15 protein-coding genes are annotated in these 16,233 nt (G+C 38.0%); 8 read left to right on the plus strand and 7 right to left on the minus strand.

Annotated elements, in window-relative coordinates:
* Positions 1-93 precede the first annotated feature (93 nt).
* Positions 94-3,555 (plus strand): TraB/GumN family protein, encoded by a 3,462-nt coding sequence (locus BLR37_RS17890; RefSeq protein ID WP_090770951.1) that lies wholly within the window; start codon positions 94-96, stop codon positions 3,553-3,555.
* Positions 3,556-3,662: 107 nt separating this feature from the next.
* Entirely contained in the window at positions 3,663-4,244 is a 582-nt protein-coding gene (locus BLR37_RS17895; protein ID WP_090770953.1) for an HPP family protein, read from the plus strand.
* A gap of 39 nt (positions 4,245-4,283) precedes the next feature.
* On the opposite strand, the gene BLR37_RS17900 is transcribed toward BLR37_RS17895, so the two are convergent.
* Positions 4,284-4,490 (minus strand): DUF3606 domain-containing protein, encoded by a 207-nt coding sequence (locus tag BLR37_RS17900; protein WP_090770955.1) that lies wholly within the window; start codon positions 4,488-4,490, stop codon positions 4,284-4,286.
* Between the two features lie 491 nt (positions 4,491-4,981).
* On the opposite strand from BLR37_RS17900, the gene BLR37_RS17905 reads away from it, so the two are divergent.
* On the plus strand, positions 4,982-5,197 hold the full coding sequence (locus tag BLR37_RS17905; protein WP_090770957.1) for a hypothetical protein: 216 nt from the start codon (positions 4,982-4,984) through the stop codon (positions 5,195-5,197).
* An 11-nt stretch (positions 5,198-5,208) separates the two neighbouring features.
* Here BLR37_RS17905 and BLR37_RS17910 read toward each other — a convergent pair whose 3' ends face one another.
* Entirely contained in the window at positions 5,209-7,068 is a 1,860-nt protein-coding gene (locus tag BLR37_RS17910) for a PAS domain-containing sensor histidine kinase (RefSeq protein ID WP_090770959.1), read from the minus strand.
* 256 nt (positions 7,069-7,324) lie between these two features.
* Between BLR37_RS17910 and BLR37_RS17915 the strand changes: the two genes are divergently transcribed.
* The 5 genes from BLR37_RS17915 to BLR37_RS17935 all read left to right on the plus strand — a co-directional run bounded on the left by BLR37_RS17915 (position 7,325) and on the right by BLR37_RS17935 (position 12,845).
* Positions 7,325-7,954 (plus strand): Crp/Fnr family transcriptional regulator, encoded by a 630-nt coding sequence (locus BLR37_RS17915; protein WP_090770961.1) that lies wholly within the window; start codon positions 7,325-7,327, stop codon positions 7,952-7,954.
* Positions 7,955-8,403: 449 nt separating this feature from the next.
* Complete coding sequence (locus BLR37_RS17920; protein WP_090770962.1) at positions 8,404-8,973, plus strand: UbiX family flavin prenyltransferase; 570 nt, start codon at positions 8,404-8,406, stop codon at positions 8,971-8,973.
* 145 nt (positions 8,974-9,118) lie between these two features.
* The gene (mtaB, locus tag BLR37_RS17925) at positions 9,119-10,441 is read left to right on the plus strand and encodes a tRNA (N(6)-L-threonylcarbamoyladenosine(37)-C(2))-methylthiotransferase MtaB (RefSeq protein WP_090770964.1); all 1,323 of its coding nucleotides are present in this window, start codon (positions 9,119-9,121) and stop codon (positions 10,439-10,441) included.
* Between the two features lie 406 nt (positions 10,442-10,847).
* Complete coding sequence (locus BLR37_RS17930; protein ID WP_090770966.1) at positions 10,848-11,996, plus strand: prolipoprotein diacylglyceryl transferase; 1,149 nt, start codon at positions 10,848-10,850, stop codon at positions 11,994-11,996.
* A 60-nt stretch (positions 11,997-12,056) separates the two neighbouring features.
* Positions 12,057-12,845: an inositol monophosphatase family protein gene (locus BLR37_RS17935; protein WP_090770967.1), complete on the plus strand. Its 789-nt coding sequence runs from the start codon at positions 12,057-12,059 to the stop codon at positions 12,843-12,845.
* A gap of 271 nt (positions 12,846-13,116) precedes the next feature.
* Here BLR37_RS17935 and BLR37_RS17940 read toward each other — a convergent pair whose 3' ends face one another.
* The 5 genes from BLR37_RS17940 to BLR37_RS17960 all read right to left on the minus strand — a co-directional run bounded on the left by BLR37_RS17940 (position 13,117) and on the right by BLR37_RS17960 (position 16,180).
* On the minus strand, positions 13,117-13,668 hold the full coding sequence (locus BLR37_RS17940) for a NifU family protein (RefSeq protein ID WP_039470422.1): 552 nt from the start codon (positions 13,666-13,668) through the stop codon (positions 13,117-13,119).
* 87 nt (positions 13,669-13,755) lie between these two features.
* On the minus strand, positions 13,756-15,102 hold the full coding sequence (purB, locus tag BLR37_RS17945) for an adenylosuccinate lyase (protein ID WP_090770968.1): 1,347 nt from the start codon (positions 15,100-15,102) through the stop codon (positions 13,756-13,758).
* 143 nt (positions 15,103-15,245) lie between these two features.
* Positions 15,246-15,470 carry a hypothetical protein gene (locus tag BLR37_RS17950; RefSeq protein WP_090770970.1) on the minus strand — a complete coding sequence of 75 codons (225 nt, stop codon included), beginning with the start codon at positions 15,468-15,470 and terminating at the stop codon, positions 15,246-15,248.
* Between the two features lie 124 nt (positions 15,471-15,594).
* Complete coding sequence (locus BLR37_RS17955) at positions 15,595-15,813, minus strand: hypothetical protein (protein WP_090770972.1); 219 nt, start codon at positions 15,811-15,813, stop codon at positions 15,595-15,597.
* Positions 15,814-15,961: 148 nt separating this feature from the next.
* Positions 15,962-16,180, minus strand: a complete 219-nt coding sequence (locus BLR37_RS17960; RefSeq protein ID WP_090770975.1) for a hypothetical protein — start codon at positions 16,178-16,180, stop codon at positions 15,962-15,964.
* Positions 16,181-16,233 lie beyond the last annotated feature (53 nt).

A 16,233-nucleotide genomic window follows, 5' to 3' on the forward strand; every position in this document is an offset into this window, starting at 1 on the left:
AGCTGCCTTTTTTGCATTTAGTGGCTTTAAAACATTTCGTTTCGTGTAACCAAATTACTATCTTGGCGCATATTTTTAACCGCTCCATCCTTTATGAAGTTTTCTTTTTACTTTGAGCGAAGCTCAAAGATTTTATCCTTAACACTGGTTCTGTTTTTTATTGGTTTCAAAGGTTTTTCGCAAGAAAAGAAATCAAATTATAACCTGCTCTGGCAAATTAGCGGAAAAGGCTTGTCCAAACCATCTTATCTTTTTGGTTCCATGCATGTCAAAGATAAACGTGCCTTTAATTTCAGCGATTCGCTGATAAAAGCTATGGAATCTACATCAGCATTTGTAATGGAGGTACATCCTGATTCTTTAATGAAATCGTTTTTTGAAGCTAAAAAAGAAAGAGCCGGCAAAAAGAGAATAACCGAATTAATTACAGCCGAACAAATTGCCGAACTGGTTAAACGTTTCGAAGCAAAAAATGGCTACGTGCCCGATTCTTCCATGCTCGATAATCCGGTTTTAGTAGCCGCTCTGATGAATGATCAGGTAAACCGGAAAGATGATATGCAAACTTTTGTCGATGCCTATCTCTACGGTATTGCGCGTACCATGAAGAAAAAGATTTACGGATTGGAGAAACCCGAAGATCAGGTGAAGTTGTTATATGGCAGCGACGCTAAAATTGCCAGTTTGTTTGATGTTGATGAGGAAGCAGCAGCCGAAAGCATGGAGAAAATGGTTAATGTTTATGCAAAAGGTAATTTAGATGATATTACTGCACTCCTGAGCGAAGAAAGTGAAGATCAGCTAGATCTTATTGGTAGAAATGAAGTAATGGCCAATGGTATATTAAAGTTAATGCAGGCCGATAACCTTTTCATCGCAGTAGGTGTGGCGCATTTAAATGGCGAAAAAGGCATTATCAGTTTGCTTAGCAGGGCAGGCTATACCCTACGGCCGGTTACCGCTACCTTTACAGGGCTGGCCAAAAACTTTAAAATCGACTATGCCAAAATAGATTGGGTAAAACATAATGACGCTGCGGAGAATTTTGAAGCAGAATTTCCTGTCGAACCCATTATTACCAAAGAGATTATAGGTAAATCTTACGTTGCTGCAGATTTGATTACCAATATGCGTTACGCTGTTCGTTCAACTTATACAGGTCCACTCGAAAAAATGACTTCAAAAGCATATTTAGATACGGTGTTTACCAAATATCTGGACAAAGGAGGGAAATTAATCAGCAAAAAAAGCGAAAACAGGTATGGTGGGGTAGGTTTGGCAGTTGAGTTTGAAAAAGACGGTAAATTTTCGCGTAATGTGTTGGTGCATAAAAATTATACCTTATATATGATCAGTGTCGATGCTGAAAACAATAATCTTCATGCAGCATACGCAGATAAGTTCTTTTCAGCTGTTAAAATTTCTGATGTGGTTGTGGCTAAAAAGGACAATTGGCTCGACTATAAACATGACCTGGCGGGTTTTAGTTTAAAAATACCCATGCAGCCTGAAGAAAGTACCAAGCAGATACCAAATCCAACTTTACCGGCATCGCCTTATATAATTAACATGTACACCATGTTGGATAAGGTAAATTTTGTGAGTTATTTATTTCGGTATAACGATTTTCCGGAAGGAATGTACCTTTCTGATAAAAATACCTTTTTTAACGGCATCAAAAGTCAGCTCGAAAAAAACGGCAAAATTGTAGATGGCCCGGTAACTATTTATAAAGAAGGGCTTGAAGGCCGAGAAATTGGTCTTGTTTTGCAAGGTACCTACATGAAAGTACAAATGTTTTTAAGGGGTAACCGTTCGTATCTGTTAATGAAACAAAACCAGATGGGAGAGGATAAGCTGAAAGATGATGAATATTTTAATTCGTTTAAATTAGAGAAATACCTTGAGGGTAAAAATGCTTTCTACCAGGTGGATGATTTAAAAGTTTTTACGCCTGCACAACCCTCCACTGCTCCTGAAAAAGAGGAAATGGACCACACTTCATTTTTGAATAATAACAAACTTTTTTATTCCCTCAATAAAAATACCGGCGGTGCTTACCTCATCGGAACCAGTAAAATAAAGAAATACTTTAAATCGGCCAATCTCGATTCGCTTTATATCCAAACCTTCAACAGGATGAAGAAAGAAACGGATAGCATCATCAAAACAGAAGACGCGCTGGTGGGAACTTCGAAAGGCAAGATATTTACCTATGTAGACAGTGCTTCGGGATTACAGAAAAAGGCTAAATTTTGGGTAAATGGCGAACGCTTTTATTACCTGAGCTTAATGAGTACCAAAGAAGACCTGGAAAGTAAGCAAGCTATCGATTTCTTTAATACTGTAACAGTAACTACGGCACCAAAACCTTTCGACATTAAAGCCTCTAAAGCTAAACTGATTTTTGATGATTTGAAAAGCCCGGATACACTGGTTTATAATCCTGCATTTGGTGCACTGAGCTATTACGAATTTGATAAGGCCGAAATCCCGCTTATTAATGCTGCATTAAAGCTTAAATATACCGACGACACCATCAACAACGGAGTAAGGGTAAAATTGATTAAAGCGTTAAGTGTTTTACAGAAAGAAAAAAGTATCCCGTTATTAAAGGAGCTGTTTGCTGATGCTAAAAATACTGATATCATCAGAAACAAGGCGCTGACTGAAATTGTGAGTTTAGATTCGAACCAATACGATTGGTATTTGAAAAGCCTCAACGACAATAAAGCACTGGATCTGGTGAGCTACTGGTCAACCTTTAACCCGCTTTACGATTCATTAGCTTATGTTTCAGAGCATTTTGATCAGGTGCTGGCCTTAAAAAACAAAGAACCCTACCGTTCAAGTGTACTTGGCCTGGTTTCAGAAATGATAAGTAGTGAAAAGCCTGAATATCTGGCGCAACTGAAACAAAATAAAGAAAAAATAACTGCACAAGCCATTACCGATTTGAATGGTTATTTAAAGGACAACGATAATTATCCGGGCGGTTCTGTTTATCATTACCTTGATATTTTACCGGCACTCGAAATGCCTGAACTTACCGATGCCTTTACAAGTAAATTGATTACCGATTCAAATACCTATGTGGCAACCAGTGCAACGGTGGCGCGAATTAAAGCCGGCTTACCGGTTGATCAGAAACTGCTTGATGCAAAGCTGGATAGTATATCTAGTCGCTACGATATTTTAAAGGCTTTTGATGCGGTTAAAAAATTAGATCAGGTGCCGGCTAAATACCTCAAACACGAAGAAATTGCCAAACTTTTGCTATCTAATTACATGAGCGAGGAACTCGATTATTCAGAAAATGTGAAATTACTGGATAAGATTGAAGAAAACGGAAAAATATACTACGCTTTCGAATTTATATACCCTGCAACGGAGGAAGGAGAGAGCATTACCTATGTAGGTGTTTGTGGCCCTTTTGATAGTGATGAGAAGAAGATTGACTTTAAGAAATACCAGAGTTACAGCGATTTCGAAGTTAAAAGCGACGATTGGTTAAAACAGATAAAAACTTTAATAAGCACCTTAACCGAAGAGTAGTTAAAAATAAGCGAAAGAGGTAGTTCATGATTGGACTGCCTCTTTTGTGTTACAATTTTCAGTAAACCTGATAATTTGCTAATTTTGCGGCTCCTTACCAAAAGATCATGAGAAAACGAATTAGGAGGCATTTGCGTACTGCAAAATATATTGTTTATAAAGAAACCTTAATCGATTTTAAAGAGCACTTCTGGACATTTATAGGTGCTTTTCTGGGGATCGCCATCATGGGGCTGATCAACTCCAAATACTTCACTGCTTACGATAATTTGTTTATAATTGGTTCGTTCGGTGCATCTTCGGTACTTATTTATGGCATAATTAACAGCCCGCTCGCACAACCACGCAATTTAATTGGAGGGCATGTAGTTTGCGCATTGGTGGGTGTAACTATGCACAAATTAATCCCGGGCGAGTTATGGTTGTCTTCAGCACTCTCGGTGGCACTATCTATTGTTTTAATGCAGGTTACCAAAACCCTGCACCCTCCTGGCGGAGCAACAGCACTTATCGCCAATATTGGCTCTCCCAAAATACAGTCGCTAGGCTATCTGTATGTACTTAGTCCGGTATTAACAGGGGCTACCATTTTATTGCTGGTAGCTATTTTTGTGAACAACAGAACTTCGCACAGAAGCTATCCCAATAATAAAAAATGGTATAGGATATGGCACAGGTATCGCCGTTAGGCTGATCCTTTTTCGTATATAACGAGACCTTCGGAGTAACTAAGAATTCGGTACAGAAAGCTTTTTCTTTTGCTGGCTTAAATAGGTCGTTATTTGCTGTAAAGTGATGCATCTGGTTGCTCTTACAGCTGATTTAAGTACTTCCGATGAAACACCAAGGCGGTTGGCCCAGTAATTTCGATCTGTTTCTTCAGACAATAAAATAATTTCGTCTTGAATAGCGGTGGTTGAATTCAGATTTTCCATGTTTCGGGATAATTAATTTATAAAAAAAGTCATAATCAAATTTTGATTTGTACTCGCCTGGGTGCCTAATGCCTTAACACGCCGTTGCTAAAAGTATAGCCCTGGCCTTTTAATTTCGCAATAAACACAGCAATAAATATAATTGAATACCTAAGTGAACGTAAATAGTGTTCAGCTTATCAAACCATTTTAATGCGATAAAATTAATTTTTTTTATTGAGAATAACAAGCTGTAAAGCAGTTAGTTAAAATATTTTTGGTAAAACGTTTTTCTAAGCAGTTGAAAATAAATAGTTGATATTCAGCTAGTAATTTTATTTGTCAGTAATCATTTCCAGGTTAGCCCTCATTTCACTATTATTATTGATTATAGTTAAAAAAACTGATCATCAGTACAACGTAAGGTTGTGCAAAATTTATCATTTATGTATTTTTAATTATACGTAAATTAACTATAATTGTTGATTATTTATAAAATTATCTTTTTTCTAATGGGCGACAAGAGAAGGGGAGAGATTGTAGAAATTGATTTTGAAAACGGGCTGGGTACCATCATTGATGAAAACGGCCAGGACATTCAGTTTCAGTTAGATGAAATCCCCGGGCAGGTTAATCTGAACGCGAAAGTGTTTTTTGATATTGATTTAGGCCTGAGTGGCCTGGTAGCGGTTAAAGTTGAGTATGAAAATATAAAAGTGCCGGGCTAGTCGTCAGTATTTTAAGGAGCGATTGTTTGTTCCACGGGCAGGCTAAAATAAAAGGTAGAGCCTTTTCCAAATTTACTTTCTACCCATATTTTTCCTTCATGCCTTTTAATAATTTCGGCGCAAATATATAAGCCTACCCCAAAGCCAGCAATGGTTTTGGTTATTGCACTGTCTACCCGGAAAAAACGGTCGAATAACCTGGGTATATTGTTTTCTTTAATGCCAATACCCTCATCTTCCACACTGATAATTACTTCATTATCAGTTTTTTCGCATTTGATGGCAATAAACGAATCTTTTTTAGAGTATTTGGCCGCATTGCCAATCAGGTTACTGATCACATTGCCAATTTTTTCCATATCGGCATTTACAATGGTTTGTTCTGTACCAATTACCTGTATAAAGTGACTCGGTAACACAATCCTGTTCTCTTCTGCAATACTCTTGATTAAGGCAATTACATCAAAATCAGTTTTGTTCAATAAAATCTTGCCCGATTCCAGCAGCGAAACATTCAAAAAACCATCAATCATTAACGACATTCTTTTCAATTGAAGATTTACCTTGTCGAGTGTATCAATAGCGAAACTGTTTTCGGTTTCCTTTAACTTAAATTGCAAAAGCTGTACATATGCACTTAACGAGGTTAGTGGTGTTTTAAGTTCGTGACTAACCATCCCGATGAAATCATTTTTCCGGAGCTCATCTTGTTTATGTTCGGTAATATCTAAAACTGCTCCTGCAATGTACACAGGCTTACCATCAGCATTATAGTAAGCTTTGCCTGCAGTTCTAAGCCATTTGGTTTTGTTTGCGGTGCTCTTTAGGTTTATCTGATATTCGACGTTAAAGGCCGACCGGTTGTGCAGCGCTTTGCGGATACTGGCCGAGAGAACTTCGAAATCTGCTTTGGCAATCATCCCCTTGGCTTCCTCAAGCCCCATGCGGTTATTTTCCAGTTCGTAAATCTGCTGTGCGCGTTCAGATAAGAGCACCTTTTTGCTTTCCAGATCTACATTCCACGAACCCATTTCCGAAGCATCCATGGCCAGTTTAAGTATGTCTTTGGCTTTTAAAAGCTCCTTTTTGAAGTTTACTTCTTCCGTAATATCTTTAATAATAGCCAGGATGCGGGTAATCTCATTCTTGTCGTTTTTAAGCGGCTGGTATAAGGCTACAAAATATCCATCAAATGCTGCTGTAGAAATTTTTAATTCGTTGAGGGTTAATGGCGCACCGGTTTTAAAAATTTCTTTCACCCTGTTTAATATGTGCCGCTGTTTTGCCAGTTCAGGTCGGGCTTGTTCCTGAGGGATTCCGATTACCTCTTTCCTCGTTTTACCCCAAAGCTTCAATATATTATCGTTGGCATATTCTGTAATCAGGTCAGGTCCTCTTAAAACACACATGCCCAGGGGGGCCTGCTCAAAAAAGCCTCTAAACCTGGCTTCGCTTTCCGATAGTTCAAACAGGATGCGCTCCAGGTCATTTTCATTAACCGGTACTTCTTTTAACGAGCAGATAATATATTCAACAGGATGGTCGTTTTGCAGCACCGGAGAAAACTCCAGCTCCCATTTTACATTTGGCGAATTGGAATAAATAGGATGGATAACCAGGCTAACTGGCTTTTTAAATTCACTTACCTGTTGTACCGCATTAATTAATAAATCTCTCTCCTCATCCGATAGCAGCGTGGGAATAATATCTACATCGTAAAACTTTAAATTTCCTCCAATACGTGCAATTAAAGCCTGGTAAGCGTCGTTATGCTCTACAACCACCAATACCGGTTTAATTTTAAAGATAATTATTGGGTTATGAGCATGTTTTAATAAGGCTTTTAGCAAAGAGGAGGTTAAGTCTATCATAATTTGGTTCACGCTTATCCAAATATAATCCTTAGCAGGCTAATCACCAACCAATTTATATCAATAGCTTAAAATTATCTGGTAATGTACTTCTTGTATTAATAAAAAGCTGTTTTCTTATGGTTTAAAACCTTTTTATACTACTTTTTATAAATAATATTTTTTTAAAACATTATTCGGAGTTATACGTTTGTTCAGCGGATATCTGGTGCCTGGATATCTGCCAGCTATTACCCTTAACACTTAATTGAGCTCCATGAATCCCGAAAAAAAACATGCTTTAAATAAGTGGACCCATTTTAATGAGGTTTCGCCTTTGATTTCGCTTTTTAAAACCTACCACGATTTAACTTCAGAAATCGAATACTTTATAAACCAGCATACCTTTCCTGTTGTTTTTAAAAAAAACAAATTTATATCCTCTCCTTTAGATCATCATGATTATGCTTACCTTATCGTAAAAGGAATAGCCCGTGGCTATCTGAAAGAAGGGAAAACGGAAATGACTATCTGGATTGCTAAAGAAAATGAACTGATTGGAAATAGTTACAGTGTTAACAGAGAGCATAAATCGGTGGAGACCTATATTCAGGCGCTGGAGGATATCGAAGCTGTAGCAATTCCACACGAAATGTACACTCGACTTTATGATATGGATCATATTGCCAATTATATCGGGCGTAAAATTACCCAGTTTCATTACTTTCAGTCTTGCGAACGGGCATTGATTGCTAGATTGCAGACTGCCGAAAAAAAATACATACGCTTTATGCAATCCTATCCGGACCTGGTAAGCAGGGTAGGTTTAAAATATATCGCCTGTTTTCTGGGGATGCGAATGGAAACGTTAAGTCGCATCAGATCCAGATTGCTGGTTGATGTTTGATAGCGTTGAGTTGTGAGCATAGAGATGGAAAAAATGAGGATTAATTCTGTCTTATTTTGCTGTTATTTTAAAGTAAAAAAAATGTAAATAAAATGAGGTAGCGGAGTCCCTTATTTTTTAGTTGTAATGTTATATTTGCTAAATCCGACTGATTTCTAATACACATTTTTTGAATATGGCGGCTGTAAAAGGTGTTTTTTGGCTTCTGAAATGATTTTTGTGTATTTTTATTGAAAATTATTGTATTAGTAATCAGTGTGTTATGTTTTATTTTTAACTAAAAAACGTCATTTACACGATTTAACATTTCTTACTTACATTTTTTTAAAAAATTATATATATTTGTTCTTACCCTTTCGAGGGTATGTTTTTCATAGGTAGATGTAGGGTCAGAACATTGTTCTGGCCCTTTTTTATTTTTATCAATCCAGAAAGCCTACTTTTGTTTTATGGTTAAAAAGAAAGTGATTGTGGCGGTTACAGGTGCCAGTGGTTCGGTTTATGCAAAAGTGCTGTTTGATGCGTTGTTAAAACTAAAAGATCAGATCGAAGCAGTGGGGGTGGTGATGAGCGATAATGCCAAAGAAGTTTGGCAGTTTGAACTGGGAAATCAGGATTATGACCAATTTCCGGATTTTAAATTCTATAGTAAAAACGATTTTAATGCTCCTTTTGCTTCAGGTTCGGCCAAATATGATACAATGATTATCGTGCCTTGCTCAATGGGTACTTTAGGGCGTATTGCACATGGAATTTCAAACGATTTAATCACCAGGGCTGCTGATGTAATCCTGAAAGAGCGCCGGAAACTGATTGCCGTAGTACGCGATACACCTTTCAGCTTAATCCACATCAACAACATGAAAACCGTAACCGAAGCCGGCGGGATTATTTGCCCTGCCAACCCATCATTTTACAGTCTGCCCAAAAGCATCGAAGAAGTAGCCGGAACGGTAGTTAGCCGGGTTTTGGATTTGGCAGGCTTCGAGCAGGAAAGCTACCGCTGGCAGGAAAAGTAATTGCTGCCGGGTAATTCACGGCTTGCAATTTATAGCTAATTGAATGATTCAAAACGCAGCTTACATTGTTATCTCACTGTAATTTGTGCGCCAAGGCCATTCTAAACGCCTAATTCCGAACAAATTTCTTATCTTTGCAGCCTCAATGAAAAAGGTCGCATTTTATACATTAGGTTGTAAACTCAATTTCTCTGAAACCTCTACTATCGGTCGTTTATTTACCGATGCTGGCTATGCTGTGGTAGAATTTCAGGATCAGGCCGATGTTTATGTGATCAATACCTGCTCTGTTACCGACCATGCGGATAAAAAATGCCGTAAGGTGGTTAAAGAAGCTTTAAAATATTCGCCAAATGCTTTTGTAACCATTGTAGGTTGCTATGCGCAGTTAAAACCACAGGAAATTGCAGAGATAGAGGGCGTTGATATGGTTTTAGGGGCTGCCGAGAAATTCAGGATTGTAGAATATATTACCGATTTAACCAAACAGCCTAAAGCGGTGGTGCACCAGCAGAATATCGAAAAGGTAAACCATAATTTTATTGCATCTTATTCTATTGGTGATAGAACCCGTACTTTCTTAAAAGTGCAGGATGGTTGCGATTATCCGTGTACCTATTGTACCATTCCATTAGCGCGTGGTGCGAGCCGTAGCGATACCATCGAAAATGTGGTTAACCGTGCTAAAATGATTGCCGAAAGTGGTGTGAAAGAAATCGTGTTAACGGGGGTAAACCTGGGCGATTTTGGTATCCGCAATGGTGAACGTGAAGATAAATTTTTCGATTTGGTTAAAGCGCTTGATGAAGTTGAAGGCATTGAAAGAATCCGGATATCATCGATTGAACCCAATTTGTTAAGCAACGAAATTATTGAGTTTGTGGCCACTTCAAAAAGATTTGTGCCACATTTCCATATTCCTTTACAATCAGGTTCTGATAAAATACTGGGTTTAATGCGCCGTCGTTACCGCAGGGATTTATATGTAGAACGCGTAGCCAAAATTAAAGCCGTAATGCCACACTGTTGTATCGGTGTTGATGTGATTGTGGGTTTCCCTGGCGAAACTAAAGAAGATTTCTTAGATACTTACCAGTTTTTAAACGGACTGGATATTTCTTATCTGCACGTATTTACCTATTCGGAGCGCGAACTAACCGTAGCTGCCGAAATGAAAGGTGTGGTTGCAGGCAGCGAACGGAATGAGCGGAGTAAAATGCTTCATATCCTGTCGGATAAAAAGCGCAGGGCTTTTTACGAATCGCAAATTGGTAGCGATGCCGAAGTGCTTTTCGAAGCCGATCAAAAATCAGGTTACATGCATGGTTTTACCAAAAACTATGTAAAAGTACGTGCCAAATACGATCCTATTATGGTTAATGAGCTAAAAGCCGTTAAACTTGTAGCCATTACCGCTGATGGAGAAGTTGAAGTAGCCGAACTGGAAACAGCCTACGCACATCATTAAGAAAGTCAGAAGTCAGGTGTCCGATGTCAGAAGTCTCGGTCTTTTTACCACCTCAGACACCTAAGCACACCTGAGTAGCGGGCGATAGATTAAGCGCCCAGACTTCCAACCTCCGACTTTCCTTTTTAACCATAAAGCACACAAAGGTAAAAAGACGCAGAGGGCACAGAGCCGGGTGTTTTATTCCATCGTCTATTTTTACATCTTCCATCCGTTTTCCTCCCAACTCCAAACTCGCTCGACCACCTCAGACACCTAAGCGCATCTAAGCTTTAGTCTTTATTCTTTCTGCTTTAGTCTTTCTGCTTTTAGCTTTAGTCTTTAGTCTTTCTGCTTTCCGCTTTAGTCTTTAAGCTTCGCTTTGGTCTTTACTCTTTCTTTCCTATCTTCGCAACAAATAATTTGTATGTTTCCTACCGTTTCACATTTCTTAGAGTACTTATTCGGAATTAACCTGCCGCTTCCTTTTAACACTTTCGGTGTTTTTGTAGCACTTGCTTTTGTTGCTGGCTATTGGGCATTTACAAAAGAGCTTAAGCGCAAAGAAGCTTTGGGTATTTTACATCCCATCAAAAAAACGGTAGTAATTGGTAAACCTGCCACAACTTCAGAACTGGTTATGAATGGCCTTTTTGGTTTTGTAATCGGTTATAAACTGGTTTACGCATTTTTAAACTATAAGCTTTTTGTAAACGATGCACAATCGGTCTTAATGTCGGCTAAAGGCAATATTCTGGGCGGTTTATTTTTTGCAGGCTTATTTGCTTATTGGGATTATACAGAGAAAAACAAACATAAGTTAGATAAACCAAAGGAAACCCAGGTTACGGTTCATCCATATCAAACCATGAGCAATCTGATTGTTTGGGCGGCCATTTGGGGCTTTTTGGGTGCAAAATTCTTCGATAATTTAGAATATTGGGATGATTTTGTACAGCATCCTATTGAAAGATTGTTATCATTCAGTGGCTTAACCTTTTATGGTGGTTTAATTTGTGGAGGGGCTGCGGTATTAATCATTGCCAGAAGAAATGGCATCAAACCTTTGCATATGCTCGATGTAGGTGGGCCGGGAATGATGTTGGCTTACGCTGTTGGCCGTATTGGTTGCCATATGGCAGGTGATGGCGACTGGGGAATAGTTAACCCTAACCCAAAACCATTTTCGTGGCTACCAGACTGGTTGTGGTCTTATAAGTACCCAAATAACGTAGTAGGTGAAGGTATTCCAATTCCGGGATGCAGCGGTAAGTTTTGTAATGAGCTGGCGCAGGGGGTATATCCAACACCCATTTACGAGGTAATTATCTGTTTAATCCTTTTCGCCTTCCTTTGGAGCATCAGAGATAAAATAAAAGCACCAGGTTTAATGTTCGGGATCTACATGATCTTAAATGGCCTTGAACGCTTCTGTGTCGAGTTAATTCGTGTGAACTCGAAATATCACGTAGGCAGCTTATCTTTTACACAAGCAGAAATGATTTCTACTTTTCTGGTAGTAGGTGGTATTGCTTTAAGCGCCTATGCTTTAAGGAATAAGAATAAACTGGCTTAAACTAATCTTTTTAAATTCATTTTAAACTCAACAAACCTTTATGGGTTTTGTTAAACCGTTATGAATTACGAACTAATATGCAATAAAGTAATCGCTATTGTTAGGCTTACCGGAAATTTTATCCGTAAAGAAGCCATGCAGTTCGATGCACAGAAAATAGAATACAAAGGTTTAAACGATATGGTTTCTTATGTAGATAAAACTGCAGAACAGAAACTGGTCCAAAACCTCGAAAAACTGATTCCTGATGCAGGTTTTATCACCGAAGAGAAAACCATCAGCAGGGTAGGGAAAACTTATACCTGGATTATAGATCCTTTAGATGGTACAACCAATTTTATTCACGGTATCCCGGCTTATGGCATTAGTGTGGCGCTTTACGAAGATGGCCAGCCTGTTGTAGGTGTGGTGTACGAATTAAACAGGGCCGAAATGTTTTACTCGTTTAAAGGTGGGAAGGCTTATTTAAACAAGAAAGAAATCAGCGTTTCGGTTAATCCTGATCTTAAATCGAGCTTACTGGCTACAGGTTTTCCGTATTACCAGTTCGATAAGCAAGATAAATACCTGAAATTATTGGCCGAAATGATGCAGAAAAGCCATGGCGTTCGCCGCATTGGTGCAGCTGCAATAGATTTGGTTTACACGGCTTGCGGGCGCTTTGATGCTTTTTTTGAGTATAACCTGCAGCAATGGGATTTCGCAGCTGGTTGCTTTATTGTTCAGCAGGCTGGTGGCGAGGTTTTCGATTTTGCTGGTGGTAATAACTACTTCGATAAAAGAGAAATTCTGGCAACCAATGGTAAGTTAACTGCCGAAATGCTGGAGGCCATCAAGAGATATTTTTAATAGTTCAATCCATTGCCGTCACCCTGAATTTATTTCAGGGTCTCTAAACTATAGTTATTATCTTTAATAAGAGTTGCTGACCACGAAGTGGCTATTAGGCCTATGAAAGCAATAAACGATACTAATAAAATAAATCCGATAGCTATCGGCCCAGCATGACGATAAGATGTTTTGTAGGAAAACGATAGACAGCTTTAAAATAGCTCATAAACAAAAGAGGGTTCGCTAATTAGCCAACCCTCTTTTTATGTATATTGAAAAATGCACAATTTTAAAGCGCTTCCGAAACCACTTCGGTAACTTCAGGTACCATGCGCTGTAACAGGTTTTGAATACCCGATTTAAGCGTAATGGTAGAAGACGGACAGCCGCTGCACGATCCGCGTAATTCTACAGTTACCACACCTTCGTCGAAAGACTTATAGGTAATGGCACCGCCATCCTGCTCAACAGCCGGACGTACGTAATCATGTAAAATCTGCTGAATTTTAATTTCAGTTTCTGTGCCTTCAAAGGTTGGCGCTTCATCAGCAGTTGCTTCTTTAATTTTTAATTCAGATTCAACAGCTCCTTTAACAAACTCTTTTAAAATGGCTTCAATATCGGCCCATTCCGCGTCGTCTGTTTTGGTAATCGTAACAAAGTTACTGGCGAAAAAAACACCGGCAACAAAGCTGAATTTAAATAACTCCTTAGCAAAAGGCGAGTGTTCTGCACTTTCTTTAGTGGCAAAATCTTCGCTACCGTTTATTAACAGCTTATTTACCATGAATTTCATGGTTGCCGGGTTTGGAGTTTGTTCTGTATATACGTTAATCGTCATGTCCTAATCAATTTGAATAAACAAAATTAGCAATTCGTGTTTAATAAAGCGCGTTACAGCTGTCTGCTTAGCGTCAATTTAATTTGACTAGAAAATACCAGTATAGTTAAACGGCGTAATGGTTCTCAGCTGTGCTTTTACTTCTTCTGTTACTGCTAAGCCCTCTATAAATTCGGCAATGCTGGCTGCATTAATTTTCGAATTGGTACGGGTTAACTCTTTTAAAGCCTCGTAAGGGTTCGGGAAATTCTCCCTGCGCAATACTGTTTGGATGGCCTCGGCAACTACAGCCCAGTTTTCATCTAAATCGGCCTCTAACGCGGCTTCGTTAAGCAAAATTTTATTTAAACCTCTTAATGTGGCATTAATGGCAATTAAAGTATGGCCAAATGGAACACCAACATTTCTTAAAACGGTTGAGTCAGTTAAATCTCTTTGTAAACGCGAGATAGGAAGTTTGGCTGCAAAAAATTCAAACAAAGCATTGGCAATACCGGCGTTACCTTCGGCATTTTCAAAATCGATCGGGTTAACTTTATGCGGCATGGCCGATGAACCGATTTCTCCTGCTTTAATTTTTTGTTTAAAGTAGTTTTTAGAGATGTAGGTCCAGATATCGCGATCTAAATCAATAATGATGTTGTTAATACGCTTTAGGGCATCGCATTGTGCGGCAAACTGATCGTAGTGTTCAATTTGGGTAGTGTGTTGCGCACGGCTCAATCCTAAAGTTTCGTTTACAAACTGGTTTGAAAAATCAACCCAGTTTACTTCCGGATAGGCAATGTGGTGTGCGTTAAAGTTTCCGGTGGCACCACCAAATTTGGCACTGTTTGGGATAGCTTTTAAATTTTCTACCTGGATGCTTAAACGCTCGGCAAAAACCAAAAACTCTTTACCCAGCTTGGTAGGAGAGGCCGGCTGACCGTGTGTGTGCGCCAGCATGGGTACTTCTTTCCATTCGGTAGCCAGTGCATTTATTTTGGCGATCAATTCGGTAATGGCTGGATAATAACTTTCGTTTAGTGCCAGTTTAATTGAATAAGGAATGGCGGTGTTGTTAATATCCTGAGATGTTAAGCCAAAATGGATAAACTCTTTATAATTTTGAAGCGATAATCCATCAAATTTACTTTTGATGAAATACTCAACAGCTTTAACGTCGTGATTGGTAACTTTTTCTGTCTCTTTAATTTCTAAAGCATCAGCTTCCGAGAAATTTTCGTGAATTTTACGCAATTCAGCATAAAGGTTTTTATCAAAATTCTGCAAGCCAGGCAGGTTGATTTCGCAAAGTGCGATAAAATATTCGATTTCTACAAAAACACGGTATTTAATCAGCGCTTCTTCTGAAAAGTAAGCTGCTAAATTTTCGGTAGTTTTTCTGTAACGACCATCAACAGGTGAAATAGCTTGTAGTGATGTTAAATTCATTATGCGGATTATATTTTTGCCGCAAATTTACTACAATTGATGGATTTTAAGGGATTTAAAAGCTAAAGAATTCAGATTATAACAAAAAAGGCTTCAGTTTTGCCTGAAGCCTTTTAATTAGATCATTATCTATTTAGAATTGACTAGTGTTTTACCTCAGTTGTGGTAGTTGTAGTTTTTACAGCAGTGTCTTTAACTGTCGAATCTTTAACTGTGGTATCTTTTGCAGTAGTATCAGTTACAATTGTCGATGAATCTGTAACGGTAGTATCGCCTGTACCTTCAGCTTTTTTTCCTGATCCGCCACAGGCAGCAATTGTTAAAGATAAAGCCATGGCTAAAAAGCCTAATTTGAATGCATTTTTCATTTTGATTTTGTTTTTAGGGTTAATATATACTTTTAATGCGCCGAAAAGTGAAAAGGTAACCCGTAAGCATAAAAAAAGCCCTTGAAAATTAATTTCAAGGGCTCTTTTTTATGTTAAAGTTAGACTAGTGTTTAACTTCAGTTGTAGTAGTTGTAGTTTTTACAGCTGTATCTTTAACTGTAGAATCTTTTACTGTAGTATCTTTTGCAGTAGTATCAGTAACGATAGTAGAAGAATCAGTTGCAGTAGTGTCAGTACCTTCAGCTTTTTTTTCTGAGTTACAAGCAACAACTGATAAAGATAAAGCTAAAGCTAAAAAGCCTAATTTGAATGCATTTTTCATTTTTTGATTTTTTTTTAAGTAATTAATTAATTCGCTATTAATACAGCTAAATGAAAAAGGTAACCCGATAATTTGAAAAAAAAATGAAATAAAATAAAAAATGGCCTTAAAACTTAATTTAAGGCCTTTTTTTTATGTTAAAGTTAGACTAGTGTTTAACTTCAGTTGTAGTAGTTGTAGTTTTTACAGCTGTATCTTTAACTGTAGAATCTTTAACTGTAGTATCTTTTGCAGTAGTATCAGTAACGATAGTAGAAGAATCAGTTACAGTAGTATCAGCGCCTTCAGCTTTTTTTTCTGAGTTACAAGCAACAACTGATAAAGATAAAGCTAAAGCTAAAAAGCCTAATTTGAATGCATTTTTCATTTTTGAAGTTTTTTTAAGTAATTAATTAATTTATCTCTTAATACAGGTAAATG

It is taken from the genome of Pedobacter soli, assembly GCF_900101435.1.
Lineage (GTDB): Bacteria > Bacteroidota > Bacteroidia > Sphingobacteriales > Sphingobacteriaceae > Pedobacter > Pedobacter soli.

What these genes read in the sequence shown, in the direction of transcription:
- BLR37_RS17900 (WP_090770955.1), bottom strand. Translation starts at nt 4,490, where the DNA reads ATGGAAAATCTGAATTCAACCACCGCTATTCAAGACGAAATTATTTTA.
- BLR37_RS17915 (WP_090770961.1), top strand. Translation starts at nt 7,325, where the DNA reads ATGAATCCCGAAAAAAAACATGCTTTAAATAAGTGGACCCATTTTAAT.
- mtaB (WP_090770964.1), top strand. Translation starts at nt 9,119, where the DNA reads ATGAAAAAGGTCGCATTTTATACATTAGGTTGTAAACTCAATTTCTCT.
- BLR37_RS17905 (WP_090770957.1), top strand. Translation starts at nt 4,982, where the DNA reads ATGGGCGACAAGAGAAGGGGAGAGATTGTAGAAATTGATTTTGAAAAC.
- BLR37_RS17950 (WP_090770970.1), bottom strand. Translation starts at nt 15,470, where the DNA reads ATGAAAAATGCATTCAAATTAGGCTTTTTAGCCATGGCTTTATCTTTA.
- purB (WP_090770968.1), bottom strand. Translation starts at nt 15,102, where the DNA reads ATGAATTTAACATCACTACAAGCTATTTCACCTGTTGATGGTCGTTAC.
- BLR37_RS17955 (WP_090770972.1), bottom strand. Translation starts at nt 15,813, where the DNA reads ATGAAAAATGCATTCAAATTAGGCTTTTTAGCTTTAGCTTTATCTTTA.
- BLR37_RS17895 (WP_090770953.1), top strand. Translation starts at nt 3,663, where the DNA reads ATGAGAAAACGAATTAGGAGGCATTTGCGTACTGCAAAATATATTGTT.
- BLR37_RS17910 (WP_090770959.1), bottom strand. Translation starts at nt 7,068, where the DNA reads ATGATAGACTTAACCTCCTCTTTGCTAAAAGCCTTATTAAAACATGCT.
- BLR37_RS17920 (WP_090770962.1), top strand. Translation starts at nt 8,404, where the DNA reads ATGGTTAAAAAGAAAGTGATTGTGGCGGTTACAGGTGCCAGTGGTTCG.
- BLR37_RS17940 (WP_039470422.1), bottom strand. Translation starts at nt 13,668, where the DNA reads ATGACGATTAACGTATATACAGAACAAACTCCAAACCCGGCAACCATG.
- BLR37_RS17935 (WP_090770967.1), top strand. Translation starts at nt 12,057, where the DNA reads ATGAATTACGAACTAATATGCAATAAAGTAATCGCTATTGTTAGGCTT.
- BLR37_RS17890 (WP_090770951.1), top strand. Translation starts at nt 94, where the DNA reads ATGAAGTTTTCTTTTTACTTTGAGCGAAGCTCAAAGATTTTATCCTTA.
- BLR37_RS17930 (WP_090770966.1), top strand. Translation starts at nt 10,848, where the DNA reads ATGTTTCCTACCGTTTCACATTTCTTAGAGTACTTATTCGGAATTAAC.
- BLR37_RS17960 (WP_090770975.1), bottom strand. Translation starts at nt 16,180, where the DNA reads ATGAAAAATGCATTCAAATTAGGCTTTTTAGCTTTAGCTTTATCTTTA.